The following is a 23,853-nucleotide window of genomic DNA, read 5'->3' as shown; positions in this document are numbered from 1 at the left end:
TTAAAGATGAAGGAGGCCCTTTTTATGGAAAAATGGGATGTTACAGTGATTGGCGGCGGGTTAGCTGGTTTGACGATGGCTGCCTTTTTGGCAAAGGAAGGATTGCGGACCTTAGTGTTGGAACAGAGTCCGAGATGGGGAGGACGTGCGGCAACCGATGAGAAAGATGGCTGCTTATTCAATATTGGACCGCACGCGCTTTACAGCCAGGGACAGGGGCTTCAGATTCTGCAGGAGCTCGGACTTGATCCCGGCGGGAATACGGATTCGGAGAATATTCATGGTCCGGAACCCGGACAAATTGATACGAATCAACCCTTGATACGCAAGGCAAAAGGCGGGAACGGGGAGAGTCCCTATCTTGCCTTTTCACGTATGGCTATAGAATTTAATTAGTGCACGAAAGCTTCCAATTCCGGCTGCAATTTATTTCGCAGTACGAACAGCATAAGAGCTCCAACCAGGAATGCGGCCGCATCTGCAATGACTAGTGACCAGACCACGCCGTGGAAGCCGTTCATTCGATTGGCGATATAGAGAACAGGAATCAGAGTGACGCCTTGAATCACCGACATAACTAAGGCAGCGGTTCCTTGAGCAGTTGCTTGGAAGATCCCCGTAAACAAGGTGGTCGCTCCAGAGATGAACAAGGATAAGAACGTCACATGCAGGATGTAGCTGCCCATTTCGATCAGGAGCGGGTCATTCGTGAATAAGCCGATTAAGTGGTCGGAAATCAGATAGACGAGGACGCCGAACAAGACAGCTAACACCGCAATGGATTTGATCGTAAAACCGATCGTTTGCTTCATTCTTAATCGATTTGCAGTGAATGTAAAGGCAATCAACGGCACGACTCCCTCGCATAACCCCATTAGAATAAACTCCGGAAACTGCAGCAATCGCGATGAAATCCCGTAAGCCGCTACAGCTTGATCCCCATATTCAACGAGAAAATGGTTGAAGATCAGTGACATCGCACCCAGGAAGACACTCATAATAAAGACGGGAATTCCGATTTTGAGCACATTGCTGATCATTTCCTTGTTCACCTTGAACCAGTTGAAGGAGACGGTTAAGAATTGGCTCCTAACCCCCATATGGAAGGCGTAGAAGGCACTTGCGACCAGGTTGGAAACAACCGTAGCCGACGCCACGCCGATGACTCCCCAATGGAGTACGAAAATGACCAGCGCATCAAGCACGATATTTACGACCACACTCAGCATCATCCCCACCATCGATGTGATCGCCGCCCCTTCTGAACGTACGATGTTCTCCAGCGTGAAGAAGAGGATAACGAAGGGGGAACCGATCAGCATCATCAAGACATAGTCATTCGTGAAGCCGAAGGAGTCAGGCGTTGCCCCTAAGCCATGGACGATCGAGTCGATCAACGGGAGGCCCGCGGCAATGACGATCAGACCGAGAACAAGGCTGCTGTAAAAAGCGAAGGAAGATACATGCTTCACATCTTCATATTTTTTCTCGCCGAGCAAACGGGAGATGAAGGTGCCCCCGCCTATGCCGATCAAGTTGCCTAACGACATGATGACGGCGAATAAGGGCAAGGTTAGCGCGAGCGCGGTCAACATGGCGGTATTACCCAGTGTGCCAAGGAAATAGGCATTCAGGATGGAGTAAATCACGCTCATTGACGTACCTAACATCATTGGAATGGCAAAGTGAGCTACGGCTTTGGCGATCGGGGCTTTCTCGAAGTAATGGAGGTTCTCTGCATCCATGTGGTTCACCACTTTCTCCTTTTTTTGGTCAATCTAACACTGTTAGTTTGAACCTTACAGTGTTAGATGATATCATGGACCTAATCGAACTGTAAAGCATAAACTTACACTGTTAGATAAAAGGGCGGATTTTCATGAAAAAGCAGCAACCTCAAGTTTCCGAGGATCGAATTTTAGATGCTTCCTGGGGACTTCTGGGGGATGAAGGGATTGAGAAGTTCAGCTTGAGACGATTGGCTGACCGGCTGGGGATTCAAGCTCCTTCTCTTTACTGGTATTTCAAGAATAAGCAGGACCTCTACCAGCGTCTGGCCAACCAGGTATCCAAAATCATCCTGGAGGAGTTTCATTCCGAGGGGGACTGGAAGGAGCAACTGACGGAGCTTGCGGTAACGGTGCGGAGTGTCTTGAGCCGGTATCCGTGCTCCACACAGTTGATGATGATGACGCTGCCCCACGAACCGGATATTATCCGGTTCAATAACCGAATGCTGCTCTGCGTGGAATCGACGCCGCTGAAGCAAGAGCAGAAGCTACAGGTCATTATCACGCTGGTGAACTATATCTACAACTTTGTTCTTGACGCCTATCAGCATGAGCGCAACGTTTCCGCGATCCTTAAGAACCAGGGAGAGCTTCCGGGCGAAGAGATGACCCATCTTCTGGATTCCATGCCCGACGAGGAAGCAGGACTATTCCGAACGATGTTCAAGAATGAGCTGTTTGAACTGATGGGGACGGACCGGGCGTTTGAGTTTGGGTTGAAGGTGATTTTGCTCGGGGTCGAGCAGGTGATGAAGGAGCAGGAGAAGTAGAGGGGGGACGGTCGTAACAAGCGATGGACGGGAAGCGGGAAAAGTCTTCCTGGTATAGAGGGCGCCTGATCTCTTGATCGACGATACTCAGGTGTTCTTCTCAAATTTCAAAGGTATTCGCTTTAAAAGGCTCCTATTCCGGTGACGAACGGTTTAGTACAATCTAAACCGTAGGGCGTGAAAACGCTTACCGACAATCGTTTACGGATAGGGAGGTCATCGAATGCAGAAGAACCCATTGTCCCATCGCATGGCAAGCAAAACCATCCAGCTTGTGGACGCGTCCGGAAATCCCGTCACAGGGAAGGAAGTCGCAATTCATCAGACCAACCATAAGTTCCTGTTTGGCTGCGGGATTTTTGACGTCATTCCGATCGCCAATCGAAACGTGCCGGAGGACCGGCTTGCTTATTTGGAGCAGAAGCTGGACTTATTCTTAGAGGTGTTTAACTTTGCTACTCTGCCTTTTTACTGGGGGATGTTTGAGCCGGAGCAAGGTAAGCCGCGGACGAAAGAGCTGCAGGTGGCTGCACGGTGGTTGAAGGAACGGAATATTGCCGTCAAGGGACATCCGCTCTGCTGGCATACCGCAACCGTGCCGTGGCTGCTGGATCTAAGCAATGAGGACATCCTGAAAGCGCAGTTTGCCCGAATCGAGCGAGACGTAACCGACTTCAAAGGCCTGATTGAGATGTGGGATGTTATCAATGAAGTGGTGATTATGCCGATTTTTGATAAATACGATAATGGGATCACAAGAATTAGTAAAGATTTAGGCCGCGTTGGGATCATTAAGGAAATGTTTGCGAAAACGCGAGAATCCAACCCCGGTGCAACGTTATTGCTAAATGACTTCAACACTTCGATCAACTACGAGATTCTGATTGACGGATGTTTAAACGCGGGGATTCCCATCGACGCCATCGGCATTCAGTCGCACCAGCATCAAGGGTATTGGGGACGCGAGAAGCTGGAAGAGGTGCTGGAGCGCTTCTCTCATTTTGGCCTTCCGATTCATTTTACGGAAAATACATTGACCTCCGGTCACCTCATGCCGGCGGATATTGAGGATCTGAACGATTATCAGATTCCGGAATGGCCATCCACCCCGGAATTTGAAGAACGACAGGCCAGAGAGGTCGAAGAAATGTACTCGATCCTGTTTCAACACCCTTTGGTCGAGGCGATTACCGCTTGGAATTTCAGCGATGAAGGGGCCTGGCTTGGCGCGCCTGCCGGCTTGGTCAGAACAGACAACACCCCGAAACCTGCCTACGACGTGCTGAAGCAACGGATTAAAGGCGACTGGTCTACCCAAGTAACCACGCGTACCGATGAGAACGGAAGAGTCTCCTTTGAGGGATTCCTTGGAGAGTATGAGCTGGTTTGCGGAGGCACGAAAGTTACCTTTAAAATAGAGAAGGAGGGTGAACCTGAACCGCTCACCTTCAATTGACACAAACATCAAGAAGAGGCCATCCTGTCCTGCCATAGGGTGGCCTTCACATTTTCTATCGAAGCCTGATTTCACTCTCCCCCCAGCACCTCTAACGCATTCCACCTCTGACGCAACCCCTTCATGATTTCGACCGGCGCTTTTCTAAATTTCAGATCCTCCCCCAGGAACAGCAGCCATTGGATTGTATCCGTCAACTCTTCCGGTTGGTTCACAGGGACAAACATCTTTAGCATCGCGGTGGTTTGATAGGGATTGGTATAGGAAATGAATGCTTTTAAGGGATGATACTTTTTGTATTGGGCAATGGACCGGGGACCGAGTTCAAGGATCAGATTGAATTTTTCCTCCTGCTGGCTCAGAATCTCCAGAATCTTCTTCCGACTGACTCTCTTCTTGGGGGAGTAGGTCTCGACATGGGTGAGCTGGTCAACGGCGAATAACTTTTTCTTCTCATCCTGCAAATCAAAAACTTCCATCAGCCAGAGGCTTTTTTCGTGATAAAGATGTAAGAGATAGATGGGATAAGACCGGGTTTTTCCTTCCTCCTCCAGGGTAATCCATAAATAGCTGTCGAGAAGCAGGTTTTGGATCAGTTTCTCCAGCATCGGGTGAGGGAGGTCCGAGAGCTCCAGCAGGTCAGGGTTATGCGGGTTAGTGCCTTCAAATAACAGAATTTCATCCAACAGCAAGAGATCGTCCTGCTGGTTCTTGGAGATCAGCCCCAGCAATTTTTCCGCTAAGGATTGGCGGCTCTTGAGATAGGGAAGCTGTGCATTTCTTGTGGCCATGAAGGCGATGAACAGGGCTTTGACCTCCGTATCGGTAAAACGCACGACGGGCAGAATCGAGTTATGCATCACCGAATAGCCGCCATCTCTTCCGACTTCGGCGACCAGCGGCATCCCTAAGGCTTCGATTTCCCGAATGTCCCGAACTGCGGTCGAACGGGAGATGTTAAATTCCCGCATGATTTCGGAGATGGTAAAATGCGACCGGTTGTTGATATACCGCATGAGGGTGTTGATCCGTTCAACTTTTTTCATCAGGCCTCCTAAACAGGTTCATTTTTTGACATGGTTTAAAGTTATGATAAACCCATCAAGAAGATAAAACAAATTTTAAAGAAGGTAGGTTTTCAAACATGGCGAACTACGTATTGGAAGAAAAGGACAGCTTTACGGTATTTGGACTGGGCACGGAGTTGAAAAGTAATTACACGGACTATGTTGGCATCAATCAGGAAAAATCAACCTTCTGGCAAGCCGTGAACGAGGATGGCAGACTGGATCAGCTCAAAGCGATCGCCGAAAACGACTACGTATTTGTCGTGAATGAAGCGGTAAACAACAAGATGATGCATTACGCCGGCGTGTTGAGCCATGAAGTGTTGCCGACCTCGGAAGGCTCCCGGGTCATTCAATTCCCGAAAGGGGAGTACTTGATTGTGAAAGGGGAAGGGACGACAGCTGATGAATTAAGCAACCAGCTGGCGGGGATCGCCTTTGGTCAGGTCTTGCCGGAAGTCAATCAAGTCGCCTATGTCGGAGGACCGAACGCAACGGTTTTGATGGGGCAAGAGAATGGTCGCGTTGTGGGAGAAATGTGGATTCCCGTTGTTCGAAATTAGAGAAGAGAAGGAAGGGTAAGCATGTCCTATATCGTTGATTTCAAAAATGTATCTACCGTCGGTTTGGAATCCTCTCCTGTAGCAGAGGCGCTAGCCGGGTTGCGAGCCAATGAAGCGCGTTATTTCATGAACAAATATAAGCATGAGTTTACGGTTGAACCGGCCAGCGAAAGCCAGGAAACCCTGGACTACGTGAACCGGGTATTGAAGGAAGAACGCGGCATCGAGTTTGCCGCCAACCCATTAGAAACGTCGCTGTTCCAAGTGGAGAATATCCGGTGGGCCTTCGTCTTCTATGAGGATGGTCTTGGGGTCAATGTCCTGTACACCTTGGATGATCCCAAGAAGCGGGCCGTCGGGTTTAAGCTGTCCGAAGGGATGGAGGTCCCGAAAGAGCTGGAGGAGAAGAAATTTAAGTTTGCCCGGCAGAAGTCCAAATTGGCCGGAACGATCCGGGGTTCGTTCTTCGTGATCAAGGGTGAATACTAATTACTCAACAAATAGAGACTTGTCCAGGGTTCTGGACAAGTCTCTTCGCGTTGACGCTGTTGATGCTGATCTAGGCTAAGGTGTCGTTGCCGCTACGCCAGCCGTCTCAGGCGCAATGACATTACGCTGCGGGGAGGCGTCGCGAATGGACTTCACCAGCTGAACGGTTGGTTTTGGACTGGAAATATCGGCTCGTTCCTTCTCCTGCAGCTTCAGCAGCACCTTCGTCCCATCGGCGCTCACGGTCACATCGTCGATCGTATAACCCCCAACCAGGAAGGAATCGAAAGCTACGGACGTGGCTTGAATCGGTTCCGAGAAGGTGACGGTGACGGTATCGAACTTGTCGTTGCCGTTCGTATCCGCAATGACGCGGGACACGATGGCTGGAGCCGCGTAGTCGATGGAGCCCGTTTGGGTAATCGCATCGCTGGAGATATTGAGGTCAGAGATTAGACCACCGGCAGCAATGTCCAGAACCACCGTGCTCGGATTAACCACGATACTTGGCGCTTTTACAGTGACAAGAGCCACGCCTGCTTCATTCTTGTAAGTTGCAGAAGCTGCCGGTTGGCCGTCAATCGTAAATTTGGTTACATCGATGGCATTGAGGTAGGAATCGACTTTGAACGTAATCGTATCCCGGCTAATCGCTCTGACATCACTAAGGTTACCAACAGTTAAACTAGCCGCGGTCAGGGGAAGTGGATTACTCAAGGCACTCGTAGAATTGCCCGCAGCGTCCTTCACTTGCCCTACCAGGATTTTCGCAAAGTTGCCGGAGCCTAAATTTGAAATCGCGCTTGGCAACGTGATGAGAACCCCTTTATAGCCATCCGTTGGCGTAATCGTAGTGCCGGCGGGAAGCGCGCTTGGGTTGCTGCCGTCTTCAGCGGCAAATCGATAATAATTCGTATCCAGGACCGATCCCAGACCCGTGATCGTCATGGCTTCGCTGAACTTCACTAACACAGTCTTTTTGTCCGCCGTATAAGTTCCTGTTGTTGTCGTTGGCGCAATGGTATCATCCACATTAAAAGAAGTGGAGTAAGCCGCATTTTTGTTCCTTGCGAGCGACGTGTCGGTGAATACGCCTTCCGCGAGGCTCAACGTGTAGGTCGAGCCGTTGATCGGAGTCGCCGTAGTTAAACGATACGTATTGCTTGTCGGAGCAATGTTGGTGACGGACACGGTCGACCCGTCAGCGGCTTTCAATGTGAAATCGGCGGTATCGACGCCGGTCACGGCTTCGCTGAATGTCACGTCGATGTGGGTAGAATCCACATAGTTTACCCCGGCAACCGTCGGCGGAATCGTATCGGCAATGACGGATGAGGAGAGAGTGGTCGATACGAACTTATTCCCCCAGGCATCCTGAAGCTGCGATGCCGTTGTCGGGCTGTTGTTCAAGAACAAGGTAACGTTCCCTTGCGGCAGTGGGGCTTGATCGAAGTTCACCGTCATCGTCAGTCCATCAGGGCTAAGAGAAGCGGTTCCTCGATAAGCGGCCACGTTATTGTTCGAGTGGTACACCGAGAAGTCGTTGTTCAACGTCCCTGTGCCCGCGAGGCTAACCGGTTCATCGAACTGAATCGTCACCGACGTCTGGGTGATTGCCGCTATACTTGCGACCGGAGCCGTTGTATCCGGAGCATAACTAAACGGAATATCGCTTGTGGGTACAGCCAGACCTACGAAGTCTTTCATTTGATTGCCGCTCGCCGTCTTCGCCGGGTTAATGGTTAACGTATAATCGCCGATTGGCAAGGCGCTGCCGAGTGTCAGCTCCACGACATTGGGTCTTACGATCGTTGGAGCACCCGCTAACGAGTACGTATTATTGTTGAGAGAGAAGGCTGCATTGCTCAAAGTCGCGGCGGTAACGGGTTCCGAGAAGGTCACTTGGACCTTGGTCGGCGCAACCAGCTTAGCCCCTACTGCACTCGGAACGGTCAAATCCAGGAAGGTCACGGTTTTACTGTAGTTCGCCAGCTTATTCCCGGCCACGGATTGTAAGTTCTTGATGGCCAGCGTACCCACTGCCTGTTGGCCTTCCGCTTGAGCCAACGTGACGAGAACGGATTTCTGATCGTCCAATAGATCAACGGAAGTAATCCCGGAAGAGGCGCCTGTGTACGTATAGTTCGACGCGAGCAAAGCGGAAGATCTGTCCAATTCCTGGTTGAAGGTAACCCGAATTTGCTTGTTATTATCAGCGGACACGTCTGTCACCAGAAGGTCTGTGACCACTGGAGTAACGGTTGCCGGTGCTTTGACGGTTGGTTTGTTCACCGTAATGGTGTAAGGAACACCGCCGGTCATTTTATCTGTCGTAAGGACCGCCGATTTCTTATCATCGCTGAGACTTACATTTTTGATGCCGAGAATGGCGCCGCTTGCAGCTTTAATGGAGATATCCGATGCCGTTAACGAATCAATTTCTCTTGAAAAAGTCAGGGTTACGGTGGATAAATTCTCACCGACGGAAGCCGTAACGGTAGTCGACAGTAAAGCGGCAGCGGCGTCCTGGAGCTTATCCTTGTTTGTTAAATAGCGATCGACGACAACGGCAACCTGTTCGCGGGAGGCATTCGTTCTGCCCTCGAACCGGGTGGGGGTTATCCCTTCAAATAGACCATTGGTGACCGCAAAAGCCACCGCATCGCGGGCATAAGGTGAAATATCGTTTTTGTCTTCGAAAGTCAGGGTGTCGCCAAGCCCCCTGATATCGTCTGCGCTTAATCCAAGAGCCCGTACGAAAATGGACGCCATTTGTTCGCGTGTCACGTCCTGGGTCCCCCCGAAGGAATTTGCAGAGATCCCCGTGATCCATCCCTTGGCTACCGCAGTTTCTACGTATGTGTACGCCCAGTGGTCCTTGTTAATGTCGGTAAACGTCGCGGTGGCCGGAGTCACGAGCTCGGTTGCGGGAACGAGTGCCTTAACCAGCATGGTTGTGAAGGCATCCCGATTCATCGCTGACTTCGGATTGAAGTTCCCTGCCGGATCCCCCGTGATAATATTCTTGTCCATCAACCGGGAGATGGCAGGCTTAGCCCATTCTGCAGCGGAGGCATAATCGTTCGGAGAAGCCGCGTGTGCCTGTCCTGCGAAACCGGTAAGTGGAACTGTCGAGATCAACATCCCGCCGAGAATAATCTTGGCGACATTAATCCTGACATTCGGATACTTCTTCTTCGCATATTCCTGGACATCGGAGTAAAGCTCTTCACTGTGGTTATGATGGGAATCCGACTCATTAGCGAACTCGACCCTTTGCGGATCCAAGTAAATCAACAATTCATAACCATCGTTCGTTCTGATTAGTTCGTCACGTAAGATGTTCAACAGAATGACCTCCAATTCGGAATATAGGATATCGATGCAGACCATAGCCCCGCAGTCTCTTATCGTTTCCGTTAATCGAAAGTTCATTCCAGTAAAGTGTATCGATGGAATAGAGAAATTCATGGAAAAAGGATGGAAACAAGGCTCCCAGCTATAGGGAGCCCTGTTCTGTTGATGTTGTTCTCTTATCCCAATGGTCGGTCCATTTACTCCGGCGTTCCTTGGGTTACTCCGTGAACATAAGTTTGCCATGGGGTGTCGAGCGCCCCTTGCCCGGGGTTATAGGTGAAGAAGTACTCCACGGTAGCCCCTTGGCTCAGGTTATTGACTGCATAGGTATAGTTGCCGTTCCCCACCGGGGTCATAGCGACATTCAATTGCCCGCCGTTATTGATTTTATAGTGCAGGTCAGCGAAGGTAGCCCCGTTGACATAGAACAACAGGTTATCGCCGGTCTTCTTGAGTCCCTTTACTTGATCTCCGATCACGACCGTGGAAGGGGTGCCAGGATCGCCGGGATTCTGTCCACCACCGCTGTTGCCATTATCTTTATAGACACGTACATAATCGACTTGCATCGTTGCCGGGATATCGCCGGGACTTGGGGAGATGCCGCCATCGAAGTTCCCGCCAATGGCCAGGTTCATGATGAGATAGAACGCTTGATCGAAAGGAGCGGTCGGATTGTTTGGCGCCGCGGTGGAATACCATTGATCCCGGGTTGCCTTGAAGAAGAATTTGCCGTCTACGTACCATTTGATGTTGTCCTCTTCCCATACGACGGAATAAACATGGTAGTCATTCGCGATGGTTTGCCCGGACGGGAAATGGTATTCGCCCGAGAGATGCGTATTTGCCGGCCATTGTCCGCCGAAATGGATGGCGCCGGAGGTCATGCCAGGCAGACGTCCTCTAGCTTCCATGACGTCGATTTCACCCGAAGCGGCCCAGGTGCCGTAGGTATGATCTTGCGGAAGCATCCAGAGCGCCGGCCATATCCCATTCCCCGTAGGCAGCTTCGCACGGAAATCAACCCTGCCGTATTTGAGCGAGAAATGATCCTTGGTGTTAATCTTGCCGGAAGAGTATGGCGCAGACCGGCTTGGATCCTGCGGAAAGGACTTAGGATCATTTATGGCTCGAATATTTAACTTCCCGTCCTGGACGAAGATATTTTGCGGACTGTTCGTGTAATGCTGCAGCTCCGCATTGCCCCAACCCCAAGTGCCGGGGTCGTCGTTGAGGTAGTACCCCTGTTCATAATTCCATTTGCCCGTATCCAGTTGGGTTCCGATAAATTCGTCCTGCCAGACCAGCGTCATGCCCGCGATGGCCGGATCGGTTGGCGAGCTGAGCGGAATATCCCCGTGGTCGGCATCGTCCGGCCGCGGTGCATCCGGATTACCGATCAACGTGTAAGTGACGAAGTTGCTGCCGACGTTACCGCCTTTTTGTCCATTGAGGGGATAACCGATGCGGATCTGCATGTCTTGCTGGATCGGCTGGAACCACAGTCCATAGATGTGGTCGGCCCAATACCCCCATTGGTTCGCGCTGGATAGGTTATTATAACCGCTCGCGGAATAAACGAACCCGCTTTGTCCGGAGTCCTCTAAATCGACCCATTGCCCATTAAGGTTGATCTGGTAGACGAAATTCCCCAGTTCGGTAGCGATCGGGGCGCCTCCATCGATTTTAGGCAGGGGCAAACCAATGGCACCGCTTACATCTGCGGTGAAAGTCGTTCCCTCATAGGGAGTAAGGACATACGAATTTCTTACAGGTTCATTGAAAAGAATCGTATAAACGAGGTTCGCCGAGGAGGTCTTGGACTCGAGCTTGACGTTGATCGACTCCGTGACGTTAAACCAGTAGCCGCCACCGCCATCGGTGAATTGGCCGAAGTTCTGGTCATAAATCCATCCGCTGGCCGCATTATTATCAATATCAATCCATGCACTGCTGTTCACGGGTTTGACGTACACCTTTAAATCATCGGCGACCGCTGCATAAGGAATTGCCGGATTATTATTAAACACAGGATAGGTGAAGCCGGCCCCACCCGTTGGCCCTGCAGTGATAACCGGACCTTGGGTCGGCGTCATCGCCGTAATGGTGGTTTTATTGATGTTCTGAAAGACGAGCGTGTATCCGAGCGTCACCCCGTTGGTTTTGGAGTACAGCTGAATCTCGGTCGTTGCGGAAAGGGTAAACCAATAGCCGTTAAACCCACCGTCACTCCAGTGACCCCAGTTCTGGTTATAAACAAAACTTCCGACACTGTCGATATCAACCCAGTTGCCGTTCACTTTCACCTTCACGCCCAAATCCTGGACTACATCGCTCCAGGTGGCGGAGCCCCCATTAAAAACCGGCATGACGAAGCCGTAGCTGGCTTGTCCGACACCCGACTTGGTGATCACCGGTCCGTCTGCCGCCGAGAAGTAACTCATTGAGGTAATGGTTGTCCCGGCCGCCTGAGCTTTAGGTGTTGGCAATAGACTTACCCCAGCCGCCATTACGAGCGCCAGGACCAAGCTGAGTACCTTATGAACCAGGCGCCTTTCCGTAAAGTGAGATCTTTTCATAAATACCCTCCCTTTATTATCGTGATTCTCCCAACCTATGCACGCACAGGAAAATACTTACATAGGAGAACGCTTTCATTCTATCAACCCGGCCATCGGGTGAATAGGTTCCATATTTCGGGTGAGGTGCCCTTTTTTTAGGGAAGCAAGGAAATTCGCAGGATCACCGGTTCAACGACAGAACAAAAAAGCCCAGGGAACGAAATTCCCTGGGCTTGGTGTATGCCTATTTTTGCAAAGACCTTATTCAACATCATAACAAATCGCCAAGAAACAGTCTATACTTTTTTTTCCAAACGTTCTATGCTAATCGGGCAAGAATTCAGTAGGAGGAGCGCTCAAATGAACGAAATGAATGATTTGCTGCAGGGAACGCTTGGGGATTGGACGGAACGCATCTTCGGAACGGGATATCATCCGGAGGAGGCGAACCAGATGCACGGCGGAGCGCAGAAGGCAGTATATACGGTCCGTTGCTCGAATGGCTTTCGCTTTGTGCTGTATGTATGGGATGTTAGGATGAATTATTTTCGCGAAGAATTGGAGCAGAAGGAGGCTGCCGAAGCGATGTCCGGGTATGGGGGCGAGTCATTTCGAACGGTGTACGAATTTATGGAGAAGCTTCAGGTTCGCACGCCGAAGCTGTATCACTTTGAGTCGGGCGCTACCACGGGCGATGCGGACTTCGCTTTTGTCGAGTACGTGGAAGGAAGGGAGGCTTCGGATTTCTTTCAGGCTGACGCCAAGATTCAGGATCGGATCTTTGAACCGCTCGCGGACATGCTGAACCGATTGCACCGGCAAACCAGAACGTACTGGGGAAAACTGCAGGAAACGTTGACGCAGTCGGCTTCCGGATGCCATTTACCCATGTTGGCACAGGCTTGCCGCGAATTGGAGTATTTAGCCGAGAACGTACCGGTGTTCCGGAACCATCACGACAGGTTTGTGGAGGTCATCCAAGGCTTGGCCGGAAAGATTCAACCAAGACTTGCCTACGGTTTCATCCATGCGGAACTGGGGCCAAACCACGTGCTCGTCGACCGGGAACTTCGTCCCTGGTTCATCGACATCGAGGGTGCCTTGTTTTTCGACCCTGAATACGAGCACAGCTTTATGGAGTTCCGGTTCGACAACTACGATCGTTACTTGAGGACCGGCGGACTGGATCCCGATCGAATGGCCTTCTATAAGCTTTACCATCATATCTCCTACAGCGCCGGTCCCCACCGGCTTCTCCAACGGGGATTTCCGAATGCGGAAACCGTGAAGGAAATCATGGAATTTAACACGCAGAGTGCCCTGCATTTTATTTAAAAAATGATATATTAGCGGGAGAATTTTGCTAATATGGAGATTAGAACGAAGGAAAGATGAAGTTTGCCGAGACGGGGGAATCGAATGCCAAAACCGGATGCGGTGGCCGTGATCGAGCAGTAAAAGTCGAGTTTGGATGAATATACGTTAGGACAGCTCCGCTATAAAAGCGAAGTAGAAGTATGGTCCGTTGGGCAGATGAGCTGGTTGGCATGCATAGCCGGCATCATTTGCGCCAGAAGGCTGAACTGGATCAACGGTTGGTTGAAGCGGGACTACGCTAGACTTCGTCATGGAATCCCCCAATTACCCTGCCCAAAGGAGGCTTATATGAACGGGACCCCCCTGGACCTGCAGTTATTGGAAAAAATGAAGCCGGAGCTCACCGCGTTCTGCTACCGAATGCTCGGATCCATCGATGACGCGGACGATGCGGTTCAGGAGATCTATATCCGCGTTTGGCAAAGCTGGAGCTCGTTCCGGCAGGAATCCTCGCATAAGACGTGGATCTATCGGATCGCCTCCAACTTATGCCTGGATAAACTAAGACAGGCCAAACGCCGGGTGCTTCCCGTCGATCTGTCCGATCCGGCGGGTTCCATCATCGAACCTCGGGAGACGTTGCCCGATTCCTCCTGGATCTGGCTGGCGCCCGACTTCGGGGAGAACCCCGAGGATGCGCTCATCCGCAAGGATACCTTGCAGCTCTGCTTCATCGCGCTTCTGCAGACCTTGCCTCCCCGCCAGCGAGCCGTATTAATTCTGAAGGATGTCTTCGACTGGTCCTCCAAGCAGATTGCGGAGACGCTGGGGATGTCGCCGGCGGCTGTGAACAGCGCTTTGCAGAGAGCCCGGGAGACGATGGACCGAACCCGGCTCCGTTCCGACGAGCTCAGCAAGATGGAAGACGAGCCGGATCGCGATCTGTTGTCGCGGTATGTGGAGGCTTTCGAGCAATTTGACGTTGACCGGCTGGTCGCGTTGTTTCACGAGGAAGGCTGCATGTCCATGCCGCCATTCCCGATGTGGGTCCGCGGCAAGGAGGACTTGTCGAAGTTCTTCTCGCTTACTCGCTGGCATTGCGAGGGCTCCCGGTTTTTGCCGGTCAAAATTAACGGCGGCTATCCGGCGCTTGCTCAGTATATGCCACACAAGGAAGGGTCCGGCTTGGTGCCATGGGGGATTCATGTCCTTGAAACCAAAGATCATCGCATCCTCCACGTCCAAAATTTCATTAACACAAAATTATTTTCCCGATTGGGGCTGCCGGAGCGAATAGACCGATGAATTTCAAATTTGGGTTACGTCTATAGGAATGTAAAGGAAACAAACAATCCTGTTGAAAGAGGTGCCTTTGAAAAATGGAAACCAACCAACCGACGAAAGTAACCGTTCAAGCGGTCATTCAAGCCCCTGTTGAAAAAGTATGGAGCTATTGGACGGAACCGGAGCACATTACGAAGTGGAATCAAGCGTCTGACGACTGGCATGCGCCAAGAGCGGAGAACGATTTGCGGGCCGGCGGTACGTTCCTGACCCGGATGGAAGCGAAGGACGGCAGCATGGGCTTTGATTTTGGCGGAGTATATGATGAAGTCAACACGCATGAACGGATCTCTTATACCTTGGGCGATGGGAGACGGGTGGAGATCACCTTCGCTGCTGAAGGCCAGGAGACGAAGGTCGTCGAAACGTTTGATGCCGAAAGCACGCATCCGGTGGAATTCCAGCAAGCCGGCTGGCAAGCGATTATGGACAATTTCAAGAAGTATGTCGAAGAATCCTAAGAAACGAAAGGGCGCCCAAGCGGGCGCCTTTTGTCTTTAGGGAAGCTTGTCAAACTTATTCTCCTGAGCCTCAATGAGAGCTAATTTGTAGTTGAGCTTCTCCAGTATTTTGATGAGGTGTGAAATGTGATCTTCCACTTTGGTTCTTTGCTCCGAGAGAATTTTTTTTCGCTGCTGCAAAGTTTCTTCCCCACGCAGATAAAGCTCCGTGTAATGTTTGATTTCTTCCAAGGACAAGCCAGTCGAACGTAGAGCCTGTACGGTATTGATCCAATCGATATTGATCTCCCGGTAGAGACGAACGCCATTGGCATCGCGTTCAACTTGGGGAAGGACCCCTTCTTTCTCGTAATAACGCAAGGTGTACGGAGAAATTCCCGTCCGTTCTTTGACTTGTTTCACCGTATAGTACATTGCTTATTCACCTCGATTAATTAGAGTTACTCCAATCATTTTAGAATCGAATCGGCTAAAAGGCAAAGGTTATTCCTTGAATATCAACAGGAAAATCAAGGTGTTGACTTAGAGTGCCTACAGTCTATTAAGCTTGGGGTGTGACAACAAATCGAGGGATCGAAGGAGAAATGGATGATGAGAAGAACCGTGTTAATTACGGGTTGTTCGTCGGGATTGGGAAATACTTCGGCCAAGAAATTCGCTTCCGAAGGCTGGAATGTCATTGCTACCATGCGCAAACCCGATGAGCGCCTTGCGAATGAGAATTCGGAGCGGATTTTGGTCACCCGACTGGACGTTACCGAGCCGAGCAGCATACAGGAAGCCATAGCGGCCGGGATCGCCCGGTTTGGCCAAATCGACGTCGTGGTCAACAATGCGGGAGTTTCGGTTCCTTCCGTCTTTGAAGCGACGCCGATGAAGGTCGTCCGCAGCCTTTATGAAACGAATGTGTTTGGCGTGATGAATATGATTCAGGCGATTACGCCCTATTTTCGTCAACAAGGCGGAGGCACCATCGTAAATGTTACGTCCAACGTCGGATATGCGGCATTCCCGCTCGTTAGTGTCTACACCTCGACCAAACATGCCGTTGAGGGGCTGGTGGAGTCGTTATCGTATGAACTGGAATCGCAACGTATTTTAATCAAGCTGGTGGAACCGGGTTTTATGCCAACGACGAATTTCGGAGCGAATGCGGGAGCTTTTGCCGGGGAAGTGTCCACGCCGCCCGAATACCAGCCCTATTTTGATCACATGATGCAGGCGCTGACCCATTCCCCGTTTGAGCCTGCGGATGTCAATGCGGTGGCGGATCAAGTGATCCGGGCGGCTTCGGATCCGACGAATCGGCTGCGGTATGTTGCGGGGCCCGATGCCGAGGAAACGGCAAAATTGAGATGGACCCAGTCGGAGGAGAAATATATGGCCACCATGAGAAAATTGTTAGGTCATACCGATTGGTGCGAGTCCCACAAGTAAGGGGATGGAAGGGATAATATCTCCATAGACGGAATCGCCCGTTGGCGCTAAACTAGGGGAGGCGACAAAGAATCTAACCTGGTAGGAGCTTGTTAAACGTGACGATATCTGAACGTATTCCTTCATGGAAAAAACTTAGCCTTTTTGCCGTGACCTGGCCCATCTTCATCGATTCGGTGTTAAGGATGATGTTGGGCACCGTAGACGTGTTCATGCTGAGCCGGATCTCCGATACGGCGACAGGCGCGGTGGGCTTAGCGAATGAAATCATCTATTTCTGCATTTTGATGTTCGGATTTGTCGGCATCGGAACGAGTGTGGCGGTCTCCCAGTATATCGGCGCCGGGCGGGAGAAAGAGGCGAGCCGCGTCTCGGCATTGGCGATTTCGATGAATCTCATATTCGGGATTCTCGTCAGCTTTATCCTTTTTGGCTTTGGGGAGCCTCTTCTGCGGCTGCTCAACTTGAACTCGGAACAGATTGGCATCGCAAGCCACTATTTGAAGATCATCGGCGGCTTTATGTGGATCGAGGCGCTGTCCTACGCGGTTTCTTCGGTCATCCGTTCGAGCGGGAACACCAAAAGCGTGATGTACGTGACGCTCGGCGTTAATCTCCTGCACGTTACGGGCAATTACCTGCTCATTTTCGGGAACCTGGGCTTTCCGGAATTAGGCGTTACCGGGGCGGCCATATCGACCGTCGTCAGCCGGTTTGTCGGCATTATCGTGCTGTTCTTCATCTTGTACCGCCGGGTTCCTGCGCCGATTCGCGGAAAAGATTATGTGACCTGGAACGGTACCTATGCCAAACAGATTTTGAGCGTCGGGTTGCCTGCGGCGGGGGAGCATCTCGCTTGGCAATCGCAGTACCTCATGATCATCGGTTTCGTGAATATGATTAGCATTACCGCTTTAAATACGCATGTTTACGTGATGAACATCTCGAACTACTTTATGGCGCTGGCTGCGTCGATCGGGGCGGGGACGGAGATCATCGTCGGTCAAATGGTCGGTGCGGGCGAAATGAAGGCCGCCTACAAGCGACTGATGAAAAGCGTACGGATCAGCTTCCTGTTAACGTTGGCCATCGTGGGTGCGGCCTCGATTTTCCGCCGTGACCTCATCGGCATGTTCACGGAAGATCCAGTGATTATCGCAACCGGAGCAAGCATTTTCCTGCTCTCCATCGTGCTTGAACCCGGCCGGACCTTCAATATGGTCATCATCAATTCGCTGCGTGCCGCCGGGGATGCGCGATTCCCCGTCCTCATGGGCGTATGCTCGATGTGGGGCGTGTCGGTTCCGCTGGCGTACCTGCTAGGGGTTCACTTGGAGATTGGGCTGCTTGGCATATGGATTGCGTTTGCCGTGGATGAATGGCTGCGCGGATTGATCATGCTGCTGCGCTGGAGAAGCAGGGCCTGGGAGAAGAAAGCGCTCGTCAAGCCGGTATCTGCGGCGGAAGATGGGCTCGGGGCCCCAGCTTAACAGAAATAGCGGACTGAAGAGACTATAGGCGGACTCGATGGATGGGAAGGCGGACCGTGAGGATGAATTGATCCTCCTCCAACTTCGCATCCATTTTCCCATTCATCCGTTCGACGATTTTCTTCGAGAGATAAAGGCCTAATCCGCTGGCTTCCGTGTTTGTTCTGCTGGCGACTTCCGTGTAGAAACGCGTAAACACCTTTTCAATGGCGACTTTGCTGCCCGGCTTGAGATCGTTGGTTACGGTCCATGCGAGATCGTCCGCTTCAACATCGTAGCGGAGCACCGCCTGGCTCTTGGCGTAACGGAGGAGGTTTTGAACGATATTTTGAATCACCCGGGTCAACAACAGCGGGTCGGCAATCACCGTCGTGTCTACGGGATGTTCAGGGAATAGCAGATGGATGCGCTTTTCCTCGAATTGCTCATAGGAAGACAGGAGGATTTCTTCGACCAGCTGCGAGAAAGAAAGCTTGGTTAAGGCGAGGTCTTTTTGATTCGTCTCAATCCGGGCCAGGTCGTAAAAGTGATCGGTCATTTCCATCAGACGTTGGACGGAATGCTCGACGATCTTTAGGTATTGCGCCTTCTTCTCGTCATCCGCAGTTGCGCCAAGCAGTTGGACATAACCGTGAATGGAGGTCAGCGGCGTGCGCAAATCATGGGAGAGCCCGGCAATGGATAGTTTCACGTTTTCCTCCATCTTTTTCACCTGACGGTTTTGTTCCTCGAAAGCATCGATCATCTGATTCAGCTCGTCGACCAGCTCCAATATGGTTTTTTCGCGCAAGTCGACAAACAATCTGCTGCCGTAACCCGCATTCTTCGGAATCTCGGCAACTTCGTTCTTCAACCTCCGCAGTTCGCGTTTGAGGAGATAGAGATAGAGAAGAAGCGCGAAGGACACGAAAACGAAAATCCATCCCCACATCGCATTGACGCTCCTTTTCTTAATCAAATTTAAAGCCGATCCCCCACACGGTCTTGATGTAATTCGTGTCACCGGCGTTCAGTTTATTCCGTAAGTTGCTGATATGCATGTTGACGGTCTTATCGTTGTCCCAATACGGTTCCTTCCACACGCTTTCATAAATATTGGCGCGGCTGAACACCTTCTGGGGATGTTCGATGAACAGTTGAAGGATGGCATACTCCCGTCTCGTCAGATGAACCGGCCGGTCGTCGACTTTCACCTCAAGCGTGTCCGGATGGATCCGAATGTTCTTGTAATGGATCTCCTGATTCGTGCTACTGGCAGAAGTCGCGGCATGGCGGAGTTGGATATTGATCCTCGCCAGCAGTTCCTTGATATCGAAAGGTTTCGTGACGTAATCATCGGCCCCGTTTGTCAACAGCTCCAATTTTGAGGCCTGGTCATTCTTGGCCGAGATCACGATGACCGGAACCGCCGAGTTGGACCGGACATGCTTTAGAAATTCATCCCCATCCATTCCCGGCAGCATTAAGTCGAGGAGGATCAAATCCGGGGGATGATGCCCGAACAGTAATTTTCCTTCTGTCCCCGAATAGGCGCTGAGGGTTTGAAATCCATGCAGCTCCAAAGCTTCTTTGACGAGGGAATGAATGGACGCATCGTCTTCGATGATCAATAAGGTGGGCATGTTGTATCAACCTACTTTATGTCGGTTCGTATAAATCGATAAACTCCTATAGCAGATGATATCACGACGGTGATGAGGCTGACCAATACCATCTCGGGAAACCTGGCAATGTCCGCCGGTTTAACGAAATCGAAATAGAACAGGAAGGATTCCGAAAACCAATAGGTCACCTGCTTAAAGTGTTCGGTTTGCAGGAAGATTGGAGCCCCGAACCCCGTCACGACGGTATATAAAAACGTCCAAATCAGGGAGATGCCGCTATTTTTGGACAGGAACCCGATCATCGTATAGATCGATGCGTTCGCCAGAATCAACAAGTATAACGTGATAAATGCCTTGATCGCGTAGCTGAAGTAAGGGCTAATCCCGGGCACTTCACCGAAACCAAATGCGAAGGTAAAACTAATCATCCCTAGTAGAGTCAATAAGAGGGTACCCACGAGAGAGAGCCCTGTGGCTACCGCTAGTTTGGTTGCATAATATTGGGCACGGCTGCGGCCTAACGACAACGCATTTCGAATCGTTCCATGCTGAAATTCTTCCCCAATATAGAAGCTGATAAAAGCGGCGAGGACGAGCAGTACCGTTAATCCATTCTTCTTGATCATCAGAACGCCGGTCGCTCCGTTAATCACCGTATCGATGGGTTGGACGAGCTCGGTGCCGTAATGGACAGTCATCAGGCTGTTGGCTGCTTGGAATATCGGAAAAAACGACAAAATGAAGAGCACGATCCATAGTTTTTTGCTGCGTCGCGATTTCATGTTTTCGGCTGTCAATAGATTAAGCATGGGTGGTTCCTCCTGTTAATTGCAAGAAATAATCCTCCAGCTTCTGCCGGGTGGCGCCAATCCGCGTCACGTCCACGTCAGCCAGAACCAGAGAACGGTTAATTGCTGCAGCGTCATCCAAACGTTCGTATATGTTGATTCCTCTCTCGCTGACGACCTCATAGTCCCGGATCCCCAATTCATTCAGGACCACGACCGCGGCTTGAACCTCCGGCGTTTCCAGTTCGATATACTGGCGAGTTTGGTCTGCGAGCTCTTCGCGCGAGAATTCGCTGATGAGCTTGCCGTGATGTAATATCCCGTAATGCGTGGCGACTTGCGAAAGCTCGTCCAGCAAATGGCTGGAGAGCAGTACGGTCATCCCGCGTTCCGTTACCAACCGTCCGATAATTTCCCGCATTTCGACAATGCCTGATGGATCCAGACCGTTCGTTGGTTCGTCCAAGATCAGAAATTCCGGGTGGGTGATCAGGGCCGAGGCGATCGCCAGCCGTTGACGCATGCCCAAGGAGAAGTTTTTGGCTTTCTTCTTGCCCGTATTCTCCAGATTCATTAATCGCAGCAAATCGTCAATTTCACGTTCGCTTACGCCGCCGTTAGCCGCTTGGACCCGAAGGTTCTCCCGAGCGGTTAATTCGGGATACAGCGCCGGCGTTTCGATGGACTGTCCCATCTTTCTCCGCGCTCGCTGCAACCCGGTTGCTCCCGATTCCCCAAACAGTTCGATTTGACCCTCATCGATAGAGATTAACCCCATAATGACGCGCATAAAGGATGACTTCCCCGCACCGTTCTCTCCAATCAATCCGTATATCATCCCTCGCTTGATCTCGACGGATACCTTATCCAATGCCTTATGCTTGCCATAAACCTTGGAAATGTTCGTTGCTTTAAGAATCGTTTCGGACACTTGCCGTCATCCTTTCGTTGTTGATGAATACAGGATAACCGGCAAGCCTAAAAAATCTAACCCGAAAAAGATAAAGAAAGTGTAAAGTGACGCACGGAATCCGGATTCGAGGTTAACCTCAACCGTTCGAACGAATGCAAGAAATTGCATCGCAATTCGATCAGGAGTTCTATCGATTGGAGCTAGAGGGGCAACCCAAACAGGCGCACCAATATATACGATCATGTTCCTCAACCAAAGCTAAAAGAAACACAAGAACCCTCCGTTCCCGGAGGGTTTTGCAAAAAAGCCGCTTCATCTGGAAGCGGCCTCTTCCTTTTTTGCAACAACCTCATGACTCAATGGAGTTCTTCGTGGCTTGGTACATCTTTTCCGTATATTCGTCGATTTCGTCGCGGGACATCCGCAGGCGCGCCGCCGATGAGCCATATCCGATCTCCTGCTTGCCCTCGGCTAAGCCCTTGAAAATCCCTTCCGTGAAGGCATCTAACGGTTCCCCGTGCGTATGCAATCCAGACCCTCCGAGATCCGTGTTCACTGCGGGCGGAGCAATTTCAATGACTTCAACCGATGTATCGGATAATTGGTGTCTCAAGCTGACGGTGAAAGAGTGAAGCGCCGCTTTGGTTGCCGAATACACCGGAGCAATCGCAAAGGGGGTAAACGCCAGCCCAGAGGTGACGTTGAGAATCGCAGCCGTTTCTTTTGCGGCAAAATAGGGAGCGAACAACATGGACAAATGGACGGGCGCCTCGATATTCGTGGCAATCTCCTTACTATAGTCTTGCCAGCGGTCTCTTGCGTCCGCTTTGAGCAGATTGTAGCGCAGCTGGATGCCGGCATTATTGACCAGCACATTCACGTCCTGATAGTTCGCCGTCACCCAATCGAACAGCGCTAGACGCTCGCTTTCCACCTCCAAGTCGCAGACTCGGGTAATTAACCCGGGGACTTGCTCCCGGGCTTGCTCAAGCACGTTCTCCCTACGGCCGCACACGATGACGGTGTTTCCGGATTGCACGAATCTTTCCGCCATAGCCAGCCCGATCCCGGAGCCGCCGCCGGTTATCAATATCGTATTTCCTGAGAGTTTCATCGTCTTTCCTCCTCGAAGTTGTTTTTGATAACGTTCGATTTTATCGTCAATCCCCAGCAAGTGCTCGTTCATCAGAGCGATCTCATCCGCCACTTTCTGCTTGTGCTTCACCAGCATGTCGAGCCGGTTCTCGATCGAGGCATCCCCTTCGACAACCCATTCCATATACTGCCGAATGCCGCTGATGGGCATGTTGGTGTTTTTGAGGCAGATCACGATTTGAAGCAACGCCAATTGACGTTCCGAAAATAATCTTCTGCCCGCCTCGTCCCGTTCGATAAACGGGAGCAGTCCTTTTTTTTCATAATAACGCAAGGTGGATTCCGGTATGTCGTAGGTCGCTGAAGCTTCACCTATGGAATAGTACTTCATGTGGAGGCCCCCGAATCTAAAGTTTCTTGTCGACATGACTTAGGATACGACTTAAACCATGGTTTAAGTCAACAGGTTTGTTGGATTTACGTTAGCCGGCCCGATTACAGTATAATAAGGGAGGAGTGTAAGACCATAACAGAGAGGAGCCAAGGGAAATGGCACAATCCTTAAAAGGAAAAGTCGCGATCATCACGGGAGCCGCCCGGGGGATCGGCAAAGCAACGGCGGTGGCATTAGCCAAAGAAGGCGTAAACGTAGGTTTGATCGCCAGAACGGAGTCGACGTTGAAAGAAGTAGCCGCCGAGCTGGAAGGAACGGGGGTCAAGGTCGCATACGCGGCAGCCGACATTGCTTCGAAAGAACAAGTAGAGGCCGCTGTCGAAACGCTGAAGAACGAGCTGGGCCCGGCGGATATTCTGATCAATAATGCGGGCATTGCCACGTTTGGGACGGTGCTCGAGATGGACCCGGCCGAATGGAAGGGCATGATCGATACCAATGTATTGGGGACCTATTACGTCACCCGGGCGGTCCTGCCTCAATTGGTCGAAAAAAATAGCGGAGACATCATCAATATCTCCTCGACGAACGGCCTGAACGGTGCGGCTACCGCGAGCGCCTACAGCGCCTCGAAATTTGCCGTGATCGGGTTTACTGAGTCCCTTGCCCAAGAAGTACGCCGCAACAACATCCGGGTCTCGGCATTAACCCCGAGCACGGTGGCTACCGATTTGGCCCTGGATTTGAACCTGATCAAGGACAACAACGAATCCAAATTCATTCAAGCGGAAGATTTGGCAGAGTTCATTGTGGGTCAATTGAAGCTCAGCCAACGCGTCTATGTGAAGACGGCCAGCTTCATCGCGACGAATCCGTTCTAAGCATACGGAGCAGGCGTTATGATGTTGATAAACGGGAAGCCCCCTTGGGGTTTCCTGTTTTTTATAGGGGAACGGT

The 23,853-nt window shown here is 51.2% G+C and carries 21 protein-coding genes and 1 pseudogene; 11 read left to right on the top strand and 11 right to left on the bottom strand.

Annotated features, from left to right (window positions below; genetic code table 11):
* Positions 1 to 24 precede the first annotated feature (24 nt).
* Positions 25 to 396: an FAD-dependent oxidoreductase gene (locus M0651_RS05570; RefSeq protein ID WP_248550851.1), complete on the top strand. Its 372-nt coding sequence runs from the start codon at positions 25 to 27 to the stop codon at positions 394 to 396.
* Here M0651_RS05570 and M0651_RS05565 read toward each other — a convergent pair.
* Positions 393 to 1,745, bottom strand: a complete 1,353-nt coding sequence (locus tag M0651_RS05565; protein ID WP_248550850.1) for an MATE family efflux transporter — start codon at positions 1,743 to 1,745, stop codon at positions 393 to 395. The two genes, M0651_RS05570 and M0651_RS05565, sit on opposite strands and share 4 nt — an antisense overlap.
* A gap of 134 nt (positions 1,746 to 1,879) precedes the next feature.
* Here M0651_RS05565 and M0651_RS05560 point away from each other — a divergent pair, with 134 nt between their 5' ends.
* A complete protein-coding gene (locus M0651_RS05560; RefSeq protein ID WP_248550849.1) occupies positions 1,880 to 2,560 on the top strand; it encodes a TetR/AcrR family transcriptional regulator in 681 nt (226 codons plus the stop codon).
* Between the two features lie 223 nt (positions 2,561 to 2,783).
* Positions 2,784 to 4,016, top strand: a complete 1,233-nt coding sequence (locus M0651_RS05555) for an endo-1,4-beta-xylanase (protein WP_248550848.1) — start codon at positions 2,784 to 2,786, stop codon at positions 4,014 to 4,016.
* Positions 4,017 to 4,087: 71 nt separating this feature from the next.
* Here the strand turns inward: M0651_RS05555 and M0651_RS05550 are convergent, their stop codons facing one another.
* Entirely contained in the window at positions 4,088 to 5,062 is a 975-nt protein-coding gene (locus M0651_RS05550) for a helix-turn-helix transcriptional regulator (protein WP_248550847.1), read from the bottom strand.
* A 98-nt stretch (positions 5,063 to 5,160) separates the two neighbouring features.
* Between M0651_RS05550 and M0651_RS05545 the strand changes: the two genes are divergently transcribed.
* Together M0651_RS05545 and M0651_RS05540 are read left to right on the top strand one after the other, a co-directional pair.
* Entirely contained in the window at positions 5,161 to 5,646 is a 486-nt protein-coding gene (locus tag M0651_RS05545; RefSeq protein WP_248550846.1) for a GyrI-like domain-containing protein, read from the top strand.
* Between the two features lie 21 nt (positions 5,647 to 5,667).
* The gene (locus M0651_RS05540) at positions 5,668 to 6,135 is read left to right on the top strand and encodes a DUF8821 family protein (protein WP_248550845.1); all 468 of its coding nucleotides are present in this window, start codon (positions 5,668 to 5,670) and stop codon (positions 6,133 to 6,135) included.
* Positions 6,136 to 6,210: 75 nt separating this feature from the next.
* On the opposite strand, the gene M0651_RS05535 is transcribed toward M0651_RS05540, so the two are convergent.
* Positions 6,211 to 9,483, bottom strand: a complete 3,273-nt coding sequence (locus M0651_RS05535; RefSeq protein WP_248550844.1) for an S-layer homology domain-containing protein — start codon at positions 9,481 to 9,483, stop codon at positions 6,211 to 6,213.
* A 206-nt stretch (positions 9,484 to 9,689) separates the two neighbouring features.
* Positions 9,690 to 12,071, bottom strand: coding sequence for a glycoside hydrolase family 16 protein (locus tag M0651_RS05530; RefSeq protein WP_248550843.1), 2,382 nt, complete (start codon positions 12,069 to 12,071; stop codon positions 9,690 to 9,692).
* Positions 12,072 to 12,413: 342 nt separating this feature from the next.
* Between M0651_RS05530 and M0651_RS05525 the strand changes: the two genes are divergently transcribed.
* The 3 genes from M0651_RS05525 to M0651_RS05515 all read left to right on the top strand — a co-directional run bounded on the left by M0651_RS05525 (position 12,414) and on the right by M0651_RS05515 (position 15,175).
* Complete coding sequence (locus M0651_RS05525; RefSeq protein WP_248550842.1) at positions 12,414 to 13,388, top strand: phosphotransferase family protein; 975 nt, start codon at positions 12,414 to 12,416, stop codon at positions 13,386 to 13,388.
* Between the two features lie 330 nt (positions 13,389 to 13,718).
* Positions 13,719 to 14,675, top strand: a complete 957-nt coding sequence (locus M0651_RS05520) for a sigma-70 family RNA polymerase sigma factor (protein ID WP_248550841.1) — start codon at positions 13,719 to 13,721, stop codon at positions 14,673 to 14,675.
* Between the two features lie 74 nt (positions 14,676 to 14,749).
* The gene (locus M0651_RS05515) at positions 14,750 to 15,175 is read left to right on the top strand and encodes an SRPBCC family protein (protein ID WP_248550840.1); all 426 of its coding nucleotides are present in this window, start codon (positions 14,750 to 14,752) and stop codon (positions 15,173 to 15,175) included.
* A gap of 36 nt (positions 15,176 to 15,211) precedes the next feature.
* On the opposite strand, the gene M0651_RS05510 is transcribed toward M0651_RS05515, so the two are convergent.
* A complete protein-coding gene (locus M0651_RS05510; RefSeq protein WP_248550839.1) occupies positions 15,212 to 15,589 on the bottom strand; it encodes a MerR family transcriptional regulator in 378 nt (125 codons plus the stop codon).
* 174 nt (positions 15,590 to 15,763) lie between these two features.
* Here M0651_RS05510 and M0651_RS05505 point away from each other — a divergent pair, with 174 nt between their 5' ends.
* Positions 15,764 to 16,612 carry an SDR family oxidoreductase gene (locus M0651_RS05505; RefSeq protein ID WP_248550838.1) on the top strand — a complete coding sequence of 283 codons (849 nt, stop codon included), beginning with the start codon at positions 15,764 to 15,766 and terminating at the stop codon, positions 16,610 to 16,612.
* A gap of 98 nt (positions 16,613 to 16,710) precedes the next feature.
* Complete coding sequence (locus M0651_RS05500) at positions 16,711 to 18,102, top strand: MATE family efflux transporter (protein ID WP_248550837.1); 1,392 nt, start codon at positions 16,711 to 16,713, stop codon at positions 18,100 to 18,102.
* A gap of 22 nt (positions 18,103 to 18,124) precedes the next feature.
* Here the strand turns inward: M0651_RS05500 and M0651_RS05495 are convergent, their stop codons facing one another.
* From M0651_RS05495 to M0651_RS05470, 6 genes and pseudogenes are all read right to left on the bottom strand, one after another.
* Positions 18,125 to 19,033 (bottom strand): sensor histidine kinase, encoded by a 909-nt coding sequence (locus tag M0651_RS05495; protein ID WP_248550836.1) that lies wholly within the window; start codon positions 19,031 to 19,033, stop codon positions 18,125 to 18,127.
* 19 nt (positions 19,034 to 19,052) lie between these two features.
* Positions 19,053 to 19,724: a response regulator transcription factor gene (locus M0651_RS05490; RefSeq protein WP_248550835.1), complete on the bottom strand. Its 672-nt coding sequence runs from the start codon at positions 19,722 to 19,724 to the stop codon at positions 19,053 to 19,055.
* A gap of 11 nt (positions 19,725 to 19,735) precedes the next feature.
* Positions 19,736 to 20,515 carry a DUF2705 family protein gene (locus M0651_RS05485; protein ID WP_248550834.1) on the bottom strand — a complete coding sequence of 260 codons (780 nt, stop codon included), beginning with the start codon at positions 20,513 to 20,515 and terminating at the stop codon, positions 19,736 to 19,738.
* A complete protein-coding gene (locus M0651_RS05480; RefSeq protein ID WP_248550833.1) occupies positions 20,508 to 21,425 on the bottom strand; it encodes an ATP-binding cassette domain-containing protein in 918 nt (305 codons plus the stop codon). The genes M0651_RS05485 and M0651_RS05480 overlap by 8 nt, the downstream gene beginning before the upstream one ends.
* A 331-nt stretch (positions 21,426 to 21,756) precedes the next feature.
* Complete coding sequence (locus M0651_RS05475; protein ID WP_248550933.1) at positions 21,757 to 22,521, bottom strand: SDR family oxidoreductase; 765 nt, start codon at positions 22,519 to 22,521, stop codon at positions 21,757 to 21,759.
* A gap of 171 nt (positions 22,522 to 22,692) precedes the next feature.
* A pseudogene (locus M0651_RS05470) lies at positions 22,693 to 22,893 on the bottom strand (MerR family transcriptional regulator); the annotation flags it as partial.
* Between the two features lie 158 nt (positions 22,894 to 23,051).
* On the opposite strand from M0651_RS05470, the gene M0651_RS05465 reads away from it, so the two are divergent.
* Positions 23,052 to 23,777, top strand: coding sequence for a 3-ketoacyl-ACP reductase (locus M0651_RS05465; protein ID WP_248550832.1), 726 nt, complete (start codon positions 23,052 to 23,054; stop codon positions 23,775 to 23,777).
* Positions 23,778 to 23,853: the final 76 nt, after the last annotated feature.

Source organism: Paenibacillus mellifer (assembly GCF_023195895.1).
In the GTDB taxonomy this organism is placed as follows: Bacteria; Bacillota; Bacilli; order Paenibacillales; family Paenibacillaceae; genus Fontibacillus; species Fontibacillus mellifer.
This window is presented reverse-complemented; position numbering and strand designations above follow the sequence as displayed.

Coding starts and splice junctions, on each gene's coding strand:
- M0651_RS05565 (WP_248550850.1), bottom strand. CDS start 1,745: ATGGATGCAGAGAACCTCCATTACTTCGAGAAAGCCCCGATCGCCAAA.
- M0651_RS05505 (WP_248550838.1), top strand. CDS start 15,764: ATGATGAGAAGAACCGTGTTAATTACGGGTTGTTCGTCGGGATTGGGA.
- M0651_RS05530 (WP_248550843.1), bottom strand. CDS start 12,071: ATGAAAAGATCTCACTTTACGGAAAGGCGCCTGGTTCATAAGGTACTC.
- M0651_RS05515 (WP_248550840.1), top strand. CDS start 14,750: ATGGAAACCAACCAACCGACGAAAGTAACCGTTCAAGCGGTCATTCAA.
- M0651_RS05545 (WP_248550846.1), top strand. CDS start 5,161: ATGGCGAACTACGTATTGGAAGAAAAGGACAGCTTTACGGTATTTGGA.
- M0651_RS05485 (WP_248550834.1), bottom strand. CDS start 20,515: ATGCTTAATCTATTGACAGCCGAAAACATGAAATCGCGACGCAGCAAA.
- M0651_RS05475 (WP_248550933.1), bottom strand. CDS start 22,521: ATGAAACTCTCAGGAAATACGATATTGATAACCGGCGGCGGCTCCGGG.
- M0651_RS05570 (WP_248550851.1), top strand. CDS start 25: ATGGAAAAATGGGATGTTACAGTGATTGGCGGCGGGTTAGCTGGTTTG.
- M0651_RS05555 (WP_248550848.1), top strand. CDS start 2,784: ATGCAGAAGAACCCATTGTCCCATCGCATGGCAAGCAAAACCATCCAG.
- M0651_RS05525 (WP_248550842.1), top strand. CDS start 12,414: ATGAACGAAATGAATGATTTGCTGCAGGGAACGCTTGGGGATTGGACG.
- M0651_RS05540 (WP_248550845.1), top strand. CDS start 5,668: ATGTCCTATATCGTTGATTTCAAAAATGTATCTACCGTCGGTTTGGAA.
- M0651_RS05495 (WP_248550836.1), bottom strand. CDS start 19,033: ATGTGGGGATGGATTTTCGTTTTCGTGTCCTTCGCGCTTCTTCTCTAT.
- M0651_RS05550 (WP_248550847.1), bottom strand. CDS start 5,062: ATGAAAAAAGTTGAACGGATCAACACCCTCATGCGGTATATCAACAAC.
- M0651_RS05510 (WP_248550839.1), bottom strand. CDS start 15,589: ATGTACTATACGGTGAAACAAGTCAAAGAACGGACGGGAATTTCTCCG.
- M0651_RS05520 (WP_248550841.1), top strand. CDS start 13,719: ATGAACGGGACCCCCCTGGACCTGCAGTTATTGGAAAAAATGAAGCCG.
- M0651_RS05465 (WP_248550832.1), top strand. CDS start 23,052: ATGGCACAATCCTTAAAAGGAAAAGTCGCGATCATCACGGGAGCCGCC.
- M0651_RS05490 (WP_248550835.1), bottom strand. CDS start 19,724: ATGCCCACCTTATTGATCATCGAAGACGATGCGTCCATTCATTCCCTC.
- M0651_RS05560 (WP_248550849.1), top strand. CDS start 1,880: ATGAAAAAGCAGCAACCTCAAGTTTCCGAGGATCGAATTTTAGATGCT.